The 16909-nt window shown below is 63.5% G+C and carries 19 protein-coding genes; 9 read left to right on the forward strand and 10 right to left on the reverse strand.

The genetic code is table 11. From position 1 onward, the window contains the following. Positions 1-61 precede the first annotated feature (61 nt). The 5 genes from dnaK to NKI32_RS03455 all read right to left on the reverse strand — a co-directional run bounded on the left by dnaK (position 62) and on the right by NKI32_RS03455 (position 5998). Positions 62-1978: a molecular chaperone DnaK gene (gene dnaK, locus NKI32_RS03435; RefSeq protein ID WP_023673200.1), complete on the reverse strand. Its 1917-nt coding sequence runs from the start codon at positions 1976-1978 to the stop codon at positions 62-64. A gap of 371 nt (positions 1979-2349) precedes the next feature. Continuing rightward, entirely contained in the window at positions 2350-3348 is a 999-nt protein-coding gene (locus tag NKI32_RS03440; protein ID WP_353001851.1) for an LLM class flavin-dependent oxidoreductase, read from the reverse strand. 22 nt (positions 3349-3370) lie between these two features. Next, positions 3371-3574, reverse strand: a complete 204-nt coding sequence (locus NKI32_RS03445) for a hypothetical protein (RefSeq protein WP_352535252.1) — start codon at positions 3572-3574, stop codon at positions 3371-3373. A gap of 82 nt (positions 3575-3656) precedes the next feature. Continuing rightward, the gene (locus tag NKI32_RS03450; protein ID WP_023681324.1) at positions 3657-4826 is read right to left on the reverse strand and encodes an AI-2E family transporter; all 1170 of its coding nucleotides are present in this window, start codon (positions 4824-4826) and stop codon (positions 3657-3659) included. Between the two features lie 110 nt (positions 4827-4936). Further along, positions 4937-5998 carry an LLM class flavin-dependent oxidoreductase gene (locus NKI32_RS03455; protein WP_023710393.1) on the reverse strand — a complete coding sequence of 354 codons (1062 nt, stop codon included), beginning with the start codon at positions 5996-5998 and terminating at the stop codon, positions 4937-4939. A 234-nt stretch (positions 5999-6232) separates the two neighbouring features. Between NKI32_RS03455 and NKI32_RS03460 the strand changes: the two genes are divergently transcribed. Beyond that, the gene (locus NKI32_RS03460; RefSeq protein ID WP_023673205.1) at positions 6233-6661 is read left to right on the forward strand and encodes a DUF6481 family protein; all 429 of its coding nucleotides are present in this window, start codon (positions 6233-6235) and stop codon (positions 6659-6661) included. An 85-nt stretch (positions 6662-6746) separates the two neighbouring features. Here the strand turns inward: NKI32_RS03460 and sugE are convergent, their stop codons facing one another. Together sugE and NKI32_RS03470 are read right to left on the reverse strand one after the other, a co-directional pair. Beyond that, positions 6747-7061, reverse strand: coding sequence for a quaternary ammonium compound efflux SMR transporter SugE (sugE, locus tag NKI32_RS03465; protein WP_023681326.1), 315 nt, complete (start codon positions 7059-7061; stop codon positions 6747-6749). A 213-nt stretch (positions 7062-7274) separates the two neighbouring features. Next, complete coding sequence (locus tag NKI32_RS03470; protein ID WP_006200611.1) at positions 7275-7400, reverse strand: hypothetical protein; 126 nt, start codon at positions 7398-7400, stop codon at positions 7275-7277. A 214-nt stretch (positions 7401-7614) separates the two neighbouring features. Between NKI32_RS03470 and NKI32_RS03475 the strand changes: the two genes are divergently transcribed. The 4 genes from NKI32_RS03475 (at position 7615) to NKI32_RS03490 (ending at position 10863) form a co-directional block, all read left to right on the forward strand. Beyond that, complete coding sequence (locus NKI32_RS03475; protein WP_027049053.1) at positions 7615-8424, forward strand: transglutaminase-like domain-containing protein; 810 nt, start codon at positions 7615-7617, stop codon at positions 8422-8424. A gap of 115 nt (positions 8425-8539) precedes the next feature. Beyond that, entirely contained in the window at positions 8540-9493 is a 954-nt protein-coding gene (locus NKI32_RS03480) for a cation diffusion facilitator family transporter (RefSeq protein WP_023710395.1), read from the forward strand. Between the two features lie 77 nt (positions 9494-9570). Then, entirely contained in the window at positions 9571-9975 is a 405-nt protein-coding gene (locus NKI32_RS03485) for a GFA family protein (protein WP_023673210.1), read from the forward strand. An 81-nt stretch (positions 9976-10056) separates the two neighbouring features. Then, on the forward strand, positions 10057-10863 hold the full coding sequence (locus NKI32_RS03490) for a class I SAM-dependent methyltransferase (RefSeq protein WP_023703801.1): 807 nt from the start codon (positions 10057-10059) through the stop codon (positions 10861-10863). Positions 10864-10964: 101 nt separating this feature from the next. Here the strand turns inward: NKI32_RS03490 and NKI32_RS03495 are convergent, their stop codons facing one another. Next, a complete protein-coding gene (locus NKI32_RS03495; RefSeq protein WP_353001854.1) occupies positions 10965-12218 on the reverse strand; it encodes a DNA recombination protein RmuC in 1254 nt (417 codons plus the stop codon). 103 nt (positions 12219-12321) lie between these two features. Here NKI32_RS03495 and def point away from each other — a divergent pair, with 103 nt between their 5' ends. The 4 genes from def to truA are packed head-to-tail and all read left to right on the forward strand — an operon-like array spanning position 12322 to position 15078. Continuing rightward, a complete protein-coding gene (def, locus tag NKI32_RS03500) occupies positions 12322-12852 on the forward strand; it encodes a peptide deformylase (protein WP_023673213.1) in 531 nt (176 codons plus the stop codon). A 5-nt stretch (positions 12853-12857) separates the two neighbouring features. Beyond that, positions 12858-13808, forward strand: a complete 951-nt coding sequence (fmt, locus tag NKI32_RS03505) for a methionyl-tRNA formyltransferase (RefSeq protein ID WP_353001856.1) — start codon at positions 12858-12860, stop codon at positions 13806-13808. Continuing rightward, a complete protein-coding gene (locus NKI32_RS03510; protein ID WP_023741317.1) occupies positions 13805-14311 on the forward strand; it encodes a GNAT family N-acetyltransferase in 507 nt (168 codons plus the stop codon). Before fmt ends, NKI32_RS03510 begins: the two co-directional genes overlap by 4 nt. A gap of 11 nt (positions 14312-14322) precedes the next feature. Next, positions 14323-15078, forward strand: coding sequence for a tRNA pseudouridine(38-40) synthase TruA (truA, locus tag NKI32_RS03515; RefSeq protein WP_023681338.1), 756 nt, complete (start codon positions 14323-14325; stop codon positions 15076-15078). Here the strand turns inward: truA and NKI32_RS03520 are convergent. Then, positions 15075-15680 (reverse strand): transporter, encoded by a 606-nt coding sequence (locus NKI32_RS03520; protein WP_353001858.1) that lies wholly within the window; start codon positions 15678-15680, stop codon positions 15075-15077. The two genes, truA and NKI32_RS03520, sit on opposite strands and share 4 nt — an antisense overlap. Positions 15681-15682: 2 nt before the next feature. Continuing rightward, on the reverse strand, positions 15683-16873 hold the full coding sequence (dapE, locus tag NKI32_RS03525; RefSeq protein ID WP_023696037.1) for a succinyl-diaminopimelate desuccinylase: 1191 nt from the start codon (positions 16871-16873) through the stop codon (positions 15683-15685). Positions 16874-16909: the final 36 nt, after the last annotated feature.

Below are 16909 nucleotides of genomic sequence, written 5' to 3' on the forward strand. Positions count from 1 at the left end.
CGAGGGTTGCAAAAAAGCCCGGCTTTGCGCCGGGCTTTCCGCTTTATTTGCCGTCAACCGGTCAGGCCGACTTCTTCTTCTCGTCGTTTTCGTCGATTTCCTCGAAATCGGCGTCGACCACATCGCTATCCTTGGCCGCGTCCGCCTTGGCGTCGGCTTCCGCCGCTTCCTTCTGCGAAGCTTCGTACATGGCCTGGCCGAGCTTCATGGATGCTTCGGCAAGCGTCTGCGACTTGGCCTCGATGTCGGCGGCATCGTCGCCTTCGGCAGCAGCCTTCAGCGCCGTGATAGCCTCCGATATCGCCGTGCGCTCGGTTTCCGAAACCTTGTCGCCATATTCTTTCAGCGACTTCTCGGAGGAGTGCACCAGCGCCTCGGCCTGGTTGCGGGCCTCGACCAAGGCGCGCCGCTGCTTGTCGGTCTCGGCATTGGCTTCGGCGTCCTTGACCATCTTCTCGATGTCGGCGTCCGAAAGGCCACCAGAGGCCTGGATGCGGATCTGGTGCTCCTTGCCGGTGCCCTTGTCCTTGGCCGAAACGTTGACGATGCCGTTGGCGTCGATGTCGAAAGTGACCTCGATCTGCGGCACGCCGCGCGGCGCCGGCGGAATGCCGACCAGGTCGAACTGGCCGAGCGCCTTGTTGTCGGCAGCCATTTCACGCTCGCCCTGGAAGACGCGGATGGTCACGGCCGACTGACTGTCTTCAGCGGTCGAGAACACCTGGCTCTTCTTGGTCGGGATGGTCGTGTTGCGTTCGATCAGGCGGGTAAACACGCCACCCAGCGTCTCGATGCCGAGCGACAGCGGCGTCACGTCGAGCAGCAGCACGTCCTTCACGTCGCCCTGCAGCACGCCGGCCTGGATTGCGGCGCCGAGTGCGACGACCTCATCCGGGTTGACGCCCTTGTGCGGCTCCTTGCCGAAGAACTGCTTCACGATCTCCTGGATCTTGGGCATGCGGGTCATGCCGCCGACCAGGACCACTTCGTCGATCTCGCCAGCCTTCAGCCCGGCATCCTTGAGCGCTGCCTTGCAGGGCTCGATGGTGCGCTGGACGAGATCGTCGACCAGCTGCTCGAACTTGGCACGGGTCAGCTTCAGTGTCAGGTGCTTGGGGCCGGTCGCGTCGGCGGTGATGAAGGGCAGGTTGATTTCGGTCTGCGTCGTCGACGACAGCTCGATTTTGGCCTTTTCAGCCGCCTCCTTGAGGCGCTGCAGCGCAAGCTTGTCGTTCTTCAGGTCGATGCCCTGTTCCTTCTTGAACTCGGCCGCCAGGTATTCGACGAGACGCATGTCGAAATCCTCGCCGCCGAGGAAGGTGTCGCCATTGGTCGACTTCACTTCGAACACGCCGTCGCCGATTTCGAGCACCGAAATGTCGAACGTGCCGCCGCCAAGGTCATAGACGGCAATGGTCTTGCCATCCTTCTTGTCGAGGCCGTAGGCAAGTGCTGCAGCCGTCGGCTCGTTGATGATGCGCAGCACCTCAAGGCCGGCGATCTTGCCGGCGTCCTTGGTGGCCTGGCGCTGGGCGTCATTGAAATAGGCCGGAACGGTGATGACCGCCTTCTCGACCTTCTCGCCGAGATAGGCCTCCGCCGTTTCCTTCATCTTCTGCAGGATCATGGCCGAGATCTGGCTGGGCGACTGCTTCTTGCCGCCGGCCTCGACCCAGGCATCGCCATTGTCGCCCTTGACGATCTTGTAGGGGACAAGCTTCTTGTCCTTCTCCGTCACCGGGTCGTCATAGCGGCGGCCGATCAGGCGCTTGACCGCGAAGATGGTGTTTTCAGGATTGGTGACCGCCTGGCGCTTGGCCGGCTGGCCGACGAGACGTTCGCCGTCGCCCGAGATGGCGACGATGGAAGGCGTCGTGCGCGCGCCTTCCGCATTTTCAATGACCTTGGGCTCCTTGCCATCCATGATGGCGATGCAGGAGTTGGTGGTGCCGAGATCGATACCGATTACTTTTGCCATTTTTCTAGTCTCTCCGCTAAGCAGGCTCTCAGGACCCGTAAGGCGTTCCGACGAAAGCCCCTGTTCACAAGAAATTCCGCTCCGGCAACCGGCATTCCGGCACTGGGCGGCTTGGCGCGTATATAAGAACAGGCGGCATCGGGCGCAAGCATTCTGCGCATGGCATCCACCGCGCCGCACTTGGCGCCTTTGAACAGCCGCCCAGCGGCCCGGATGTGCTCCAACCGCGCTCAAAACCCCAGGATCTGCGCGATCCCCCGGCGAAGCGCCCAGTCAGGGCTTCGAAACCACAAGAAAACGTCACCTATGCGTGAGAGAGGCGGCTCCTGGCTGAGGAAGGCGCCTGCCCACAGCAGACACAGGCAAAAGCGTCACGCGGCCTGCGACAGCGATTTATGCGCCTCGGCCAGGATTTCGAACGAGCGCACGCGTGCCGCATGGTCGAAGATCTGCGCGGTCACCATCAGCTCGTCTGCGCCGGTGCGGCGCACGAACGCGTCTATGCCTTGCCGGACGGTTTCGGGAGAGCCGATGACGGCGCAGGACAGCGCCTGCGAAATCATGGTTTTTGCCATCGGCTCGAGCGTCTGGTCATAGCCCTCGACCGGCGGCGGCAGGCGGCCGGCCCGCCCCGTGCGCAGATTGACGAAGGCCTGCTGCAACGAGGTGAACAGCAGTTTGGCCTCTCCATCGGTCGGTGCGGCGAAAACGTTGAGGCCGAGCATGACATAGGGCTTGTCCAGCTGTTCCGAAGGCTGGAAGCGCGAACGGTAGATCTCCAGCGCATGGTCGAGTTCGGCCGGCGCGAAATGCGAGGCAAACGCATAGGGCAGGCCGAGCATGGCGGCGAGCTGCGCGCCATAGAGGCTGGAACCGAGGATCCAGACCGGCACCTTCTGGCCTTCGCCGGGCACGGCGTGGATACGCTGGCCTTCCGCGGCCGGCTGGAAATAGCCCATCAGCTCGACGACGTCCTGGGGGAAATTGTCTGACGCCTCGAGATTGCGGCGCAGCGCGCGCGCTGTTCCCATATCGGTGCCGGGCGCCCGGCCGAGGCCGAGGTCGATGCGGCCGGGGTGCAGTGCCGCCAGCGTGCCGAACTGCTCGGCAATCACCAGCGGCGCATGGTTGGGCAGCATGATGCCACCGGCGCCGACGCGGATGGTCTTGGTGCCGCCGGCGACATGGGCGATGACCACGGCGGTCGCCGCGCTGGCGATGCCCGGCATGTTGTGGTGCTCGGCCAGCCAGTAGCGCCTGTAGCCGAGCCGCTCGGCATGGCGGGCCAGGTCGAGCGAATTTGCCAGCGATTGGGAGGCGTCGCTGCCTTCGACGATCGGCGACAGGTCGAGAACGGAAAGTGCGGTCATGGGCCTCAAGCCTTTACGATGTTCAACTGCCTGCCCCTTGTTTGGAAGGCGCGGTCGGGAATGAGGATGTCGAGCTGGTGCCAAGCAACGGGTCCATATTCTCGAACGGGATCGCCTGCGGATGCTGGCGATGCGACGCGCTCAGCGTGCCGAGCGGAGCATCGATCGGGCCGCGATAGCCGATGCGGTCGAAATAGGCGTCGAGGTCGAAGGAGGCATCGTTCATCGGAGGGTCCGGGTTGACCGGCTCGATATAGGCACTCCGCCTGAAGACAACAAATGCGAGATGACGGACAGGCGCGGCAAGCTTATGGCGCGGCCTTTCCGTTCTCTTCGGCCGCTTCCTCCTCCACCACGGCCGTCTGCTGTGCGGCGAGAAAATTGCCGACATGGCTGAGGCCATCGAAATGATCGCAGAACACTTTGACGACGACCAGCAGCGGCACCGCCATCAGCGCGCCGACAAAGCCCCAAAGCCAGGACCAGAAGGCGATGGCGATGAAGATCGCCACGGCGTTGATCTCGAGGCGTCGGCCGACAACCATCGGCGTAACGAACTGGCCTTCGACGATGTCGCACAAAAGCACGAAGCCCGGCGCCAAAAGGGCGTAGGTGATCGAGTCGAAGCTGATCATCGCAATGACGCTGACCAGCACGATGGTGATCAGCGCGCCGACATAGGGCAGGAAGTTGAGCAGCGCCGCCATCGTTCCCCAGACGAGCGGGTTGGGCATGCCGAGCGCCCACAGGCCAAGGCCGATAACCGCGCCGAGACCGGCATTGATGACGGTGACGGTGAGCAGATAATGCGAGATTTCGCGCTCGACGTCATAGACGACGCGCAAGGCCCGCTTCTTCTCGCTGAGGCTGGCGAAGGACTGGATGATCTTCTCATAGAACATCGTGCCCGACGCCAGCAGGAACAGCGACAGCACGAAGATGATGGTCAGGCTTGTCCCCGCCGACAGGACGTTGCTGGCGGCGGCCGACAGGACACCGGACTGCGCCATCGCCACCTTCTGGATGCCCGGCTCCTGCGAGGTCTCCGTCATCTGCTCGATCTGATGCGAGATCTGCATGATCCTCTCGAGCGGACGCCGCAATTGCGCCAGCCGCTCGGTAAGTTGTTGGCCGATCGACGAGGTGTTGTTGAGAAGGTCGATGACCGGGCCGCTGAGCAGATAGCCGGCAACGCCGAAGACGCAGATCGACAGCACGACCAACATTGTCGCCGAAACCACTTCCGGAATGCCGCGCTTGCGCAGGAAGCGCACGATCGGTGTCAGCGTCAGCGTCAGCAGGAAGGCGAGGATGACCGGCATGAAGAAAGCACGCGCGAAATACAGCGCGTAGATGGCCATGAACAGGAAGATCCCGATGAGCAGCGAACGCATCAGATGCGTGTCGGCACGCGCCACAACTCTCGCCTCTTCGGTCTCGGCAAGGCCAGCACCCAAAGCGGCGGGTTCGGCTTTCATGATTTTCCCTCAGCGGCGCACCGCAATTGGTGCTTTCCCCTGACGGAAACGCCTCTGCAAGCCCAAGGTTCCGTTAGCCGGCAAGGCCCTCAATCCGGGCCGCCCGTCGCTCAGGCGGCTGGCGCTGCGACGGCGACGCCGGGCTTGGCGGTCTCCTTGCGTACGATCGGCGCCACCTTGGTGCCGTACAGTTCGATCGCCTTCATGATCTTGGCGTGCGGCATGGCGCCGATCGCCATCTGCAGCAGGAAGCGGTCATTGTTGAAGATCTTGTGCTGGGCGACGATCTTTTCCGCCACCTGCTCCGGATCGCCGACGAACAGCGCGCCGTTCGGACCACGCGACTGATCGAAATGCGCCCGCGAGGTCGGGCCCCAGCCGCGCTCGCGGCCGATGCGGTTCATCACTTCGGCCTGCGGGCCATAGAAATCGTCGGCCGCCTGTTCAGTGGTGCCGGCGATGAAGCCGTGCACATTGATGCTGGTGGCAAGGCCCGAGGGGTCGGTACCGGCCCGCCTTGCGGCATCGCGATAAATGTCGAACAGCGGTGCAAACCGCGCCGGCTCGCCGCCGATGATGGCCAGTGCCAGCGGCAAACCGAGCACGCCCGCGCGCGCCGCAGATTGCGGCGTTCCACCTATTGCGATCCAGATCGGCAATTTGTCCTGCAGCGGCCGCGGATAGACGCCGCGGTCGTTGATCGGCGCGCGCAGATTGCCGGACCAGGTAACTTTGACGCCGTCACGTATGGCCAGCAGCAAATCGAGCTTTTCGGCGAACAGCTCGTCATAGTCCTCGAGATTGTAGCCGAACAGCGGGAAGGATTCGATGAACGAACCGCGCCCGGCCATGATCTCGGCCCGGCCGCCCGACAAAAGGTCGAGCGTTGCGAACTGCTGGAAGACGCGAACCGGATCGTCGGAGGACAGCACGGTGACCGCGCTGGTCAGCTTGATGCGCTTGGTGCGTTCGGCGGCAGCGGCCAGCGCCACCACCGGCGCGGACGCGGCATAGTCGGGGCGGTGATGTTCGCCCAGACCAAAGACGTCGAGGCCAACCTGGTCAGCCAGCTCGACCTCCTCGATCAGATTGCGCAGCCGCTGATGCGGGCCGATCGCGCCGGGGCCGGGCTCCGGGCTGACGTCGGCGAAAGTGTAGAGACCGAGTTCCATGGCATGTCATCCAAATGTTCTGATTTGCCGCTAGAGGTAGCGTCGAGCCGCCCCGGCCGCCAGAGGGGCGGATAGTGAACAGTGCATGTCGGTTTCGGCCGGCTTTGTTTCAGGGAAAACGCGTCTCCCGGCTGCAACAGCATAAACTTTCATGGCTGGCATACCGTTTTGGCGCTTGAACTCTCGGTTTTCGCGCGTATGTAAGCGTCGCGAATTGACTTCAGGGAAGTGGACTTGGCTATCTACAGGGAAAAAGACATTTTCGAGCGGCGCAATGCCGCGAACGAGGCAAAGAAGGCGCTTCTGGAGCGCTTCAAGTCAAAGCCGGCGGCTGATGATCCTGCGGTTCTGGCCAAACAGGCCGAACGCAAGGCGATTCTTGAGGCTCGCGAGATACGCGAAGCCGAAAAGGCCAGGCTGAAGCAGGAAAAGCTGGCACGCGAGGCGGTCGAGAAGGCCGAGCGCGAGGCAGCAGCCGAAGCGGCGCGTATTGCGGCCGAAGAGGCAGCGCAGGCTGAAGCGAAGATCAAGGAAGCCGAAGAAAACGAGCGCATTGCCCGTTTGCTGGCCGACGAAGCCGAACGCAAGGCCAAGCGCGACGCACGCTATGCGGCCCGCAAGCAGCGTACCGGCAGGACGCCTCCGGGCTTCTCCGCCCGCTAACGCTTCGATCGAAACGATCGGACATCAGGGTCGCCTTCCAGCGGCCCTGAATGTGTTTGTGCGTCGATTTCCTTGGTTGCTTTGCTCAGGCGGCGAGCTTCAGCCCCATAATGCCGCAGACGATGAGCGCAATGCAGGCGAGCCGGATGGCCGTCGCCGGCTCGCCCAGCAGCCAGATGCCAAGCAGCGCCGTGCCGACCGTGCCGATGCCGGTCCACACCGCATAGGCCGTCCCGACAGGCAGCGTCTTGAGCGCCAGGCCGAGCAACCCCAGGCTGATGATCATCGAGGCGACAGTGAGCACCGTCGGCAGCGGCTTCGAGAAGCCGTCGGTGTATTTGAGGCCGATCGCCCAGCCGATTTCGAACAGACCAGCGAAGAACAGAAAAATCCACGACATCGGGATGCACTCCTTCCATGAGGATGGCGGGGCGTCCCGGCCGGACTTTTGAGAAAGGCGCGAGGTCGTCCTCGCCGCTTCGGTATAAGCGGCTGCGCCGGTCCGATCAACAAAACGCCGGCAGCATCGTTCATGCCGCCGGCGTCAAAATCTGCGCCGAAACGGTTTGCCCGGATCTCAACCGTCCCAAGATATTGACGACCTAAGGCGGGCTTACTTTTCCTTGAGCCTCATCGCCTTCACGGGCGGCGCCTTCAGCGCCGGAGCCGCGGCGGGCTTCTTGGCGTCTTTTTTCGGCTTGCGAGCTTCCTTGCCCGCCTTCATCGCACCTTTAGCCATGATTCGTTCCTCCAGTTGCTGGGAGGCCAAGTGAAACAAGAGAAACGCCGGACTGCAAGGGGGCGGGCGTCCGTCGCCGGCGCCGGCGGGCCGCTTTCAACCGGTTTTCTAATTTGCTCGTAAACCATTCCGGTCCGTGCCATGGTTGCCTTCGCACTGCAGCATCGGCCATGCCTTCGCCCGGCGATGATCAGGAAGTGCGGTCAGGACGACAATGCGAATCCGCATCGGCAGCGAGATGAGTTTCGATTTTCCGCAGGAAACGCCGCTGATCGCGATGCTCAACGTCCACTACTCCAGGGCCTCCGATCTCGAGCGCCCGGATTTCCTGACCTCCAACCCGCCGGTGCCGATCCAGAGCTACCGCGACAGTTTCGGCAATTGGTGCAACCGTTTCGTCGCCCCGCCCGGTCGCTTCACCTTCGGCACCGATTCGGTAGTCCGCGACCCCGGCACGTTCGAGATGGGCGACCTGATGGCCTGGCAGCACGAGGTGCGCGATCTGCCGTCGGACACATTGCTCTTCCTGTTGCCGAGCCGCTTTTGCGAGAGCGATCTGCTGGCCAGCGAAGCCTGGCGGCTGTTCGGGCATACGCCGCTTGGCATTGCGCGCGTCCAGGCGGTCTGCGACTTCGTCCACAACCATATCGTCTTCAGCTACGGCAATGCGCGGCCGACCCGCACCGCGGCGGAAGCCTATCGCGAGCAAAGCGGCGTCTGCCGTGACTTTGCCCACCTCGCCGTCACCTTCTGCCGTGCGCTAAACATCCCGACCCGCTACTGCACCGGCTACATCAGCGACATCGGCCTGCCCAAACCTTGGGCGAGCATGGATTTCGCAGCCTGGATGGAGGTCTATCTCGGTGGCCGCTGGCATGTCTTTGACCCGCGCAACAATTCGCCACGCATCGGCCGCATCCTGATCGCGTCGGGTCGCGACGCCGCCGACGTGCCGCTGACCCACATCTTCGGACCGGGCACGCTGGCTGGTTTCAAGGTGTGGACGGACGAGATCATCGAATAGGGGCGTCTTTCCGCAAGCTGCCTACAAGACCCTGAACGACCGGGCGATTCGTGCGTTGTGATGCCTGTGGAGCTCGGCGGCAGGGGCGTTACATCAGGTTCCTTGGAGGGACAGCATGGCAGCACATGGCGGGTCGAAGACGGTCATCTACGCGGCGCTCGCCGGTAATCTCGCTATTGCTGTGACCAAATTCGTCGCCGCCTTCTTCACCGGCAGCTCGGCGATGCTGTCGGAAGGCGTGCACTCGCTGGTGGATACCGGCAATGGCGGGCTGCTGCTCTACGGCATGCACCGCGCCGCCCGCCCGCCGGACCGCACGCATCCGCTCGGCCATGGCCGCGAGCTGTATTTCTGGAGCTTCATTGTCGCCCTGCTCGTATTCGCGCTCGGCGCCGGCGTGTCCTTCTATGAAGGCGTCGTCCACATCATGGCGCCTGAGCCGGTCGCCAATCCCAAAATCAACTACATCGTGCTGGGCCTCTCAATGCTGTTCGAGGGCAGCTCCTGGTACGTGGCGCTGAAGGAGTTCCGCCAGCAGAAGGGCAAGCAAGGCTGGCTGCAGGCCGTGCAATCGAGCAAGGATCCGAGCGTCTACACGATCCTGTTCGAGGACAGCGCCGCCCTGCTCGGTCTGTTCGTCGCCTTCGCCGGCATATTGGCGGCCGAACTCCTCGACATGCCCGAACTCGACGGCGTCGCCTCGATCGGCATCGCGATGATCCTCGGCGCCACCGCCATCTTTCTGGCGCGCGAAAGCAAGGGATTGCTCATCGGTGAGCCGGCCTCGCCGGAAGTGCAGGCCAAGGTGCTGACCATCGCCCAGCAGGATCCGGCAGTGCAGCGGGCCAACGGCGTTCTCACCGTCCATCTCGGCCCGCAACAGATCGTCGCTGGGCTGAGCATCGAATTCGAGGACCATCTGACGGCGCCTGAGATCGAAGCCTGTGTCGAGCGCATCGAGGCGCTCTTGAAAAAAGAAATGCCGGAGATCACCAGACTGTTCGTCAAGCCGCAGACGACCGGAACCTGGGAGCACCGGCGCAAGCAGGTCGAGGCGGCGTCGGACTAGTTCCGGACCAGCAGTCCACCGTTGGCGCCATCGCCTGGTCCCGCTAAGATCACCCGACGGATTTCGGAGAATCAACGATGAAAATCGATGGTGGGTGCCATTGCGGCGCCATAACTTATGAAGCAGACGTCGACCCGGAAAAGACCTCTATCTGTCATTGCACCGACTGCCAGCAACTGACCGGTACCGCCTTTCGTGTCACTGTTCCCGCGCCTGAGGATCATTATAGGATCACCAAGGGAACACCGAAGGTTTATATCAAGACGGGATCGAGCGGCGCCAAGCGTGCCCAGGCGTTCTGCGGCGACTGCGGTTCGCATCTTTACGCAACGTCGGTTGGCGACGGGCCGAAGGTCTATGGGATCAGGGCGGGGACCGCGCGGCAACGCGAGGATCTCGTTCCGACCCAACAGAAATGGCACCGATCGGCCCTGCACTGGCTTCCGGAATTCGAGGGCGTAAGCATCGTAGAGGCGCAGTAGCACCTGCCTCCCGGTTAAACGCGGCCCAAACCAGCCAATAATGTGCTAGGCTAGCCATCAAACGGATGGCGGGGGATAGCAATGTCGGAAACGGACAAAGTGTTTGCCGGCTCGATTCCGGAAAACTACGACCGCTACATGGTGCCGCTGATCTTCGAGCCGTTCGCCGCGGATTTGGCACGACGGGCAGCGTCCTTGTCGCCCGGCGCCGTCCTGGAAGTCGCCGCCGGCACCGGCGTTGTCACCCGCGCATTGGCTCCAAAACTGTCTCCCGGCGCAAGCTATGTCGTGACCGACCTCAACCAGCCTATGCTCGACTACGCGGCCTCGCGACAAGCTCCCGACAGTCGTATACAATGGCGTCAGGCGGATGCTCTGGCGCTGCCGTTCGAAGATGCGGCTTTCGATCTCGTTTGCTGTCAGTTCGGCGCGATGTTCTTTCCCGACCGAGCCGCCGGCTATCGCGAAGCAAAGCGGGTCCTGAAGACCGGCGGCCATTTCCTGTTCAACGTGTGGGATCGCATCGAAGAGAATGTATTCGCCAATGATGTGACGAATGCTCTTGCGGAGATTTTTCCGAACGATCCGCCCCGCTTTCTCGCCCGCACGCCGCACGGCTACAATGACATTGCATTGATCCGCGGCGAGTTGGAAGCCGCAGGTTTCTCCCGTGTGGTGATCGACACGAGGGCCGAACAAAGCCGTGCCTCCTCGCCGCGCCTTCCGGCGGTTGCCTATTGCCAGGGAACTCCGCTTCGCAACGAAATCGAGGCTAGAGGAAAACTGGAAGCCGCAACCGATCACGCCGCGTCCGTGATTGCAGCCAGACACGGCAGCGGCGAGGTTGCGGCCAAGATCCAGGCGCACGTGATCGTGGCTACGGTCTAATGCATGGCGCCCAGAAGTGTGCCGCGGTTCTGGGACAACGACATGCATCAAAACAAAGACTTTTAAAGCGCGTCGTATGAATCCGTTCAGCGCGACGCGCTTTAATCGTCGCCTTCGACGACACGCAGCCTGAGCTGCCCCGTCTTGGAATCCGCCACCCGCACCCCGGCTTCGTCCTTGGCGGGTCCGCCACCGCGCACTTCGGCTTCGCTTTCGCCAAACTCCAGCGCTTCGATCTTTTGGCCGCGCTTGGTCACCTTCGACGTCGACACCAGTATCTCGTCGATATCCTTGGCCGACTGGCCAAAATGCGTCTGCAACCGGCGCACGCGTTCGTCGACGCGCGCGACGTCTTCCATCAGCCGGATCACCTCGCCCTGGATCAGATGCGCCTGTTCGCGCATGCGGGCGTCCTTGAGGATGGCCTGGATGACCTGGATCGACAGCATCAAAAGCGACGGCGAGACGATGATGACACGCGCCCGGTGCGCCTTCTGGACCACGGCGTCAAAATTCTCGTGGATTTCGGCGAACACCGATTCCGACGGCACGAACATGAAGGCGGTGTCCTGCGTCTCGCCCTGGATCAGGTATTTTTCCGAGATATCGCGGACGTGAATTTCGATGTCGCGGCGGAAAGCCTGGGCCGCGATCTTCTGTTGTTCGGCGCCATCGGCGGCGCGGATGGCGTTCCAGGCTTCCAGCGGAAACTTGGCGTCGATGGCAAGCTGCGGCGCACCGTTCGGCATCCTGACCAGGCAGTCGGGACGGCTGCCGTTTGACAGCGTTGCCTGGAACTCGTAGGCGCCCATCGGAAGGCCGTCGGCGACGATCGCCTCCATGCGCGACTGGCCGAAGGCGCCGCGCGTCTGCTTGTTGGACAGGATCGCCTGCAATTGCACGACCTGGCCGGCCAGCGACTGAATGTTGCCTTGCGCGGTGTCGATGACCGCCAGCCGTTCCTGCAGTTTGGCGAGGCTCTCATGCGTCGATTTGGTCTGTTCGGTCATGGTTTGACCGAGCCTGCCGGTCATGGCGTCGAGGCGCTGGCCGATCGACTGGTTGAGTTCGGCCTGCCTTGCGCCGAACACGTCGGCGATGGCGCCCATGCGGCCCTGCATCTCGGCCTGGCTTTGCAAAATGCCGGCCATCCGCGCCTCGGCGTCGCGGGCGTGGTCGGCAGCTTCCGCCGCGGCGATGGTGCGCGCCTTGGCCGATCGCCACAGCGCCACGACAAGCGCCAGGAACAGGCCGAGAAACACCAGCGCGCCGATGGCCAGTGCATGGCCGAGCGTGATCGTCGTAGCGCCAAGCCGGGCAACGGGTTCGGAAAGGATGGTGCTCAGGTCGTTCATCCCGCCAGCATAGCCGATTCGCAGACCTGGCACAGATCAAAACGTGAACGAGACCGATTCGCACCGGTTGACGCTTCTCCTGCGACGTTTTAGGTGAGGCGCCATGTCGATCAAGCCGCTCATCATCCTTCCCGATCCTATCCTGCGCCAGGTTTCCAAACCGGTCGAACGCGTCGACGCGCCTTTGCGCAAACTGGCCGACGACATGCTGGCGACGATGTATGATGCGCCGGGCATCGGCTTGGCCGCAATCCAGATCGGCGAGCCGCTGCGCATGCTGGTCATCGACCTCGCCAAGGAAGACGAGCCGCCGGCGCCGCATGTCTTCATCAATCCCGAAATCCTCGAAAGCGCCGACGCTCGCTCGGTCTACGAGGAAGGCTGCCTGTCGATCCCGGACTATTACGCCGAGGTCGAGCGTCCCGCCTCGGTGCGCGTGAAATATCTCGACCGCGACGGCAAGCTGCAGGAGATCGAGGCCGAGGGCCTGATGGCGACCTGCCTGCAGCACGAGATCGACCATCTCAACGGTGTGCTGTTCATCGACCACATCTCGAAGCTGAAGCGCGACATGGTGGTCAAGAAGTTCAAGAAGCTCGCCAAGGACAAGGCGCCGGGCAAGCTGGTGGGATAGGGAAGATGCCGCTTCGCGTCATCTTCATGGGCACGCCGGAGTTTTCGGTGCCGGTGCTGCGCGCGATTGCCGAGGCCGGGCACGAGATAGCAGCCGTCTACACCCAGCCGCCGCGCGCCGCGGGCCGCCGCGGGCTGGAGCTGACACCGTCGCCGGTGCAGCGCGAGGCTGAGCGGCTGGGCATCGAAGTGCGCACGCCGCTGTCGCTGAAGGGCGAGGCCGAGCAAGCTGCTTTCCAGGCGTTGCGTGCCGATGTCGCGGTCGTCGTCGCGTATGGTTTGCTGTTGCCGAAGGCTATTCTGGAGGCTCCGCGCCTCGGCTGCCTCAACGGCCACGCCTCGCTTTTGCCGCGTTGGCGTGGTGCAGCTCCCATCCAGCGCGCCATTATGGCCGGCGACGTCGAGACCGGCATGATGGTGATGCGCATGGAAGAGGGCCTGGACACCGGTCCGGTGGCACTGGTTGAAAAATGCGCCATAGAGCCCGATATGACGGCCGGCGATCTGCACGACCGCTTGATGAATATTGCTGCCACGCTGATGGTGGAAGCGCTGTCCCGATTGGAGACAAATACCCTGGCATCGACTTTGCAGGCGGCTGACGGGGTGACCTACGCCAGGAAAATCGATAAGTCGGAGACACGTGTGGACTGGACGCGCCCGGCTGCGGAGGTCCACAATCACATTCGCGGGCTGTCGCCATTCCCCGGCGCCTGGTGCGAGGCCGACATCGGCGGCCGCACGGAACGGCTGAAACTGCTTCGCTCGACGCTTTCTGAAGGTACGCTTTTTGAAAGCATGGGCGAGTCGGGAGGAATTCTCGATGACCGGCTGACGGTCGCCTGCGGGTCGGGCGCGGTCAGGCTGGTCGAAGTTCAACGGGCGGGCGGAAAGCCTGCTGCCGCGAAGGAGTTTCTGCGCGGGGCCAAGATCGAAAAAGGAATGAAGTTCTCATGAGCATGATGTCGATACGCGGCGCGACGCCGCGGGACCGCGAGGCCATACGTCTGGTCGAGGAACACGCATTCGGCCAGCAGGCGGAGGCCGGGCTGGTCGACGCTCTGGTCACCGGCGGCGACGCCGTTGTCGAACTGGTGGCGGAAGAAGACGGCCAGGTGGTCGGCCACATCCTGTTTTCCAGGCTGTTCGTCCAGAACGGCGGCAAGCAGTTCGCAGCCGTGGCGCTGGCGCCGTTGGCGGTGGAACCTTCGTTCCACGGCTCGGGCATTGGCGGTGCGCTGATCCGCGAGGCGCATATCCGCCTCAGGGATGGCGGCGAGACGCTCGCCGTTGTGTTGGGCGATCCGGCCTATTACGGCCGCTTCGGCTACAATCATGCGCGGGCCGAAAAGTTCGAGAGCGAATATCAGGGCGAAGCGCTGCAGGCGCTGGCCTGGGGTGACGCACCCGAAAAAGGCAAACTGGTCTACGCCCAGGCCTTTACCGCACTCGCCGCCTGAACGAAGGGTGTATGCCGCGTTTTCGTCTCGATATCGAATATGACGGCAGCCTCTTCGCCGGCTGGCAACACCAGGCGGATCAGCCTTCGGTGCAGCAGGCGATAGAGCAGGCGATCGAGAAATTCTGCGGTGAGGCGGTGCGGATACGCGCCGCCGGCCGCACCGACGCCGGGGTGCATGCGACCGCCCAGGTGGCGCATGTCGACCTCGCCAAGGCATGGCCAAACGACAAGGTGCGCGACGCCGTCAACGCGCACCTGCAGGCGGCAGGCGCGCGCATCGCCATCCTGCAGGCGACGGTTGTCCCCAATGAGTTCGACGCCCGTTTCTCGGCCACCGGACGGCACTATCTCTACCGCATCCTCAACCGGCGCGCGCCTGCAGCGATGGAAAAGGGCAAGGTCTGGTGGGTGCCGAAGCGGCTCGATGCGGACGCCATGCACGAAGCGGCGAAAGTCCTGCTCGGCCGACATGACTTTACCACCTTCCGCTCGACGCAATGCCAGGCCAACAGTCCGGTGCGGACGCTGGAGCGGCTCGATGTAAGCCGCCAGGGCGACCTGATCGAAGTCAGGGCCTCGGCGCGCTCTTTCCTGCACAACCAGGTGCGCTCCATGGTCGGTTCGCTGAAACGCGTCGGCGACGGCGGCTGGACCGCCGCCGACCTCAAGGCAGCGCTCGCGGCGCAAGACCGCGCCGCCTGCGGCCAGGTGGCGCCGCCCGACGGGCTTTTTCTCGTCGGTGTAGACTATCCGGAAAAGTTCTAGGCCGGAGCGGCGGTCGGCACCGTGATGCCGAGCAGCGCCACTAGGCCGAACAAGACGGCCAGAGACACCACCAACATGCCTGCGAACACGGCGCTGCCGACAGCCGCGCCCTTGCCGATCGCGGCGTTGGTCATCCGACAGGTGAGTACCAGCGACAGCACCACCAGAACCAGCCACACCAATTCGGCAACCGGGTTGCCGGACGGCAGGAAAAGCCTGATCAACGCTGAAGGCAGCAGCATCCAGGCGGTGATCGCCGACGCCCAGTTGCTCGCGACGACATAGTGGACGAAGCGGTCGCCGATGCCGGCGCGCGATGCGACCAGGGCAAGCACAACCAGGGGCAGCAGCCACGAGCCGAGGTCGACGGTCGCCAGGCGAACCAACATGCCCAGCCGACCGGCGAACGCATTGGGATCGCCGATCTCGTTGGCCGTGCCGACCCAGCCGACGATCATCGCCGGCGCGGCGACGACGATGGCGAAGAAGGAATTCCAGAAGCCGTCCGCCGAAAGGTCGAGCAGCCGCAAGCCGTCGGCCTTTCCGAGCATCAGCCGCCAGGCGCCGTTAAGCGATGAAGAGGTCTCGTCAACCGAAAGCATGATCAGCCCTGCTCGAACCAGTCATCGATGAAGCGCTGGTAGATTTGGGTCAGCGTCTCGAGGTCGGCCAGTGCGACGCGCTCGTCGACCATGTGCATGGTCTTGCCGACCAGGCCGAACTCGACCACCGGGCAATAGTCCTTGATGAAACGCGCATCCGAGGTTCCGCCCGAGGTGGACAGCGCCGGCTCCTTGCCGACCGTCGCCTTGATCGAGCCGCGCAGCGTCTCGATCAGCTTGTCGTCGCGCGTCAGGAAGACATGGCTCGGCCGGTCGCGCCAGATCAGCTCGTAGTCGACCGGCGTCTTGCCGGTCCGGTATTTCTTGCGCTTCGCCGCCTGGTCGAGGCGGTTATGGATCTCGGCCTGCACCGTCTCGGCAGTCCATGTGTCGTTGAAGCGGATGTTGAAGGTGGCTGTCGCCTTGGCCGGAATAACATTGGTCGCCGGGTTGCCGACATCGATCGAGGTCACTTCCAGATTGGTCGGCTGAAAATCCTTCGTGCCCTTGTCGAAGACGGGCGACAGCAAGGCGTCGACCAGGCTGATCAGGCCGCGCACCGGATTGTCGGCGAGCAATGGATAGGCGACATGGCCCTGGCGGCCGTTGACCGTGACACTGCCCGACATCGAGCCACGCCGGCCGATCTTGATCATGTCGCCGAGCGTGTCCGGATTGGTCGGCTCGCCAACGATCGCGGCGTCCCATCTCTCGCCCTTGGCCGCCGCCCAGTCGAGCAGTTTTGTCGTCCCGTTGATCGCCGGCCCCTCCTCGTCGCCGGTAATCAGCAGCGAGACCGAGCCTTTCGGACCACCCTTTTTCTCGACATGGCGCGCCACGGCGGCGATGAAACAGGCGATGCCGCCCTTCATGTCGACGGCGCCGCGGCCATACATCTCGCCCTTGGCGATCTCGGCGGCGAAGGGCGGATGCGTCCACGACGCCTCGTCGCCCGCCGGCACCACGTCGGTATGGCCGGCAAACATCAGATGCGGCCCGTTGCCGGAGCGACGCGCGTAGAGGTTCTCGATGTCGGGGGTGCCGTCTTCGGAAAACACAGGGCGTTCGACGGAAAAGCCGAGCGGCTTCAGCATGCCTTCCAGGGCAGCCAGCGCGCCGCCCTCGGCGGGCGTTACGGAGGCGCAGCGTATGAGGGTCGCGAGGTTGGCGGCGGGATCGGTCGGCAGTTTCATGGGCAAAGCGATAGTCGAAAGCGAAAGGCCTGTCAC

Source organism: Mesorhizobium sp. M0761 (assembly GCF_040320205.1).
Lineage (GTDB): Bacteria > Pseudomonadota > Alphaproteobacteria > Rhizobiales > Rhizobiaceae > Mesorhizobium.

Bases quoted from the DNA above. Each gene is read 5' to 3' on its own strand.
- def (WP_023673213.1), top strand. From the start codon at position 12,322: ATGTCGATCAAGCCGCTCATCATCCTTCCCGATCCTATCCTGCGCCAG.
- sugE (WP_023681326.1), bottom strand. From the start codon at position 7,061: ATGTCGTGGATTTTTCTGTTCTTCGCTGGTCTGTTCGAAATCGGCTGG.
- NKI32_RS03450 (WP_023681324.1), bottom strand. From the start codon at position 4,826: ATGAAAGCCGAACCCGCCGCTTTGGGTGCTGGCCTTGCCGAGACCGAA.
- dapE (WP_023696037.1), bottom strand. From the start codon at position 16,873: ATGAAACTGCCGACCGATCCCGCCGCCAACCTCGCGACCCTCATACGC.
- fmt (WP_353001856.1), top strand. From the start codon at position 12,858: ATGCCGCTTCGCGTCATCTTCATGGGCACGCCGGAGTTTTCGGTGCCG.
- NKI32_RS03485 (WP_023673210.1), top strand. From the start codon at position 9,571: ATGAAAATCGATGGTGGGTGCCATTGCGGCGCCATAACTTATGAAGCA.
- NKI32_RS03445 (WP_352535252.1), bottom strand. From the start codon at position 3,574: ATGAACGATGCCTCCTTCGACCTCGACGCCTATTTCGACCGCATCGGC.
- NKI32_RS03510 (WP_023741317.1), top strand. From the start codon at position 13,805: ATGAGCATGATGTCGATACGCGGCGCGACGCCGCGGGACCGCGAGGCC.
- NKI32_RS03470 (WP_006200611.1), bottom strand. From the start codon at position 7,400: ATGGCTAAAGGTGCGATGAAGGCGGGCAAGGAAGCTCGCAAGCCGAAA.
- NKI32_RS03455 (WP_023710393.1), bottom strand. From the start codon at position 5,998: ATGGAACTCGGTCTCTACACTTTCGCCGACGTCAGCCCGGAGCCCGGC.
- NKI32_RS03475 (WP_027049053.1), top strand. From the start codon at position 7,615: ATGCGAATCCGCATCGGCAGCGAGATGAGTTTCGATTTTCCGCAGGAA.
- NKI32_RS03495 (WP_353001854.1), bottom strand. From the start codon at position 12,218: ATGAACGACCTGAGCACCATCCTTTCCGAACCCGTTGCCCGGCTTGGC.
- NKI32_RS03480 (WP_023710395.1), top strand. From the start codon at position 8,540: ATGGCAGCACATGGCGGGTCGAAGACGGTCATCTACGCGGCGCTCGCC.
- NKI32_RS03520 (WP_353001858.1), bottom strand. From the start codon at position 15,680: ATGCTTTCGGTTGACGAGACCTCTTCATCGCTTAACGGCGCCTGGCGG.
- truA (WP_023681338.1), top strand. From the start codon at position 14,323: ATGCCGCGTTTTCGTCTCGATATCGAATATGACGGCAGCCTCTTCGCC.
- dnaK (WP_023673200.1), bottom strand. From the start codon at position 1,978: ATGGCAAAAGTAATCGGTATCGATCTCGGCACCACCAACTCCTGCATC.
- NKI32_RS03490 (WP_023703801.1), top strand. From the start codon at position 10,057: ATGTCGGAAACGGACAAAGTGTTTGCCGGCTCGATTCCGGAAAACTAC.
- NKI32_RS03440 (WP_353001851.1), bottom strand. From the start codon at position 3,348: ATGACCGCACTTTCCGTTCTCGACCTGTCGCCGATCGTCGAAGGCAGC.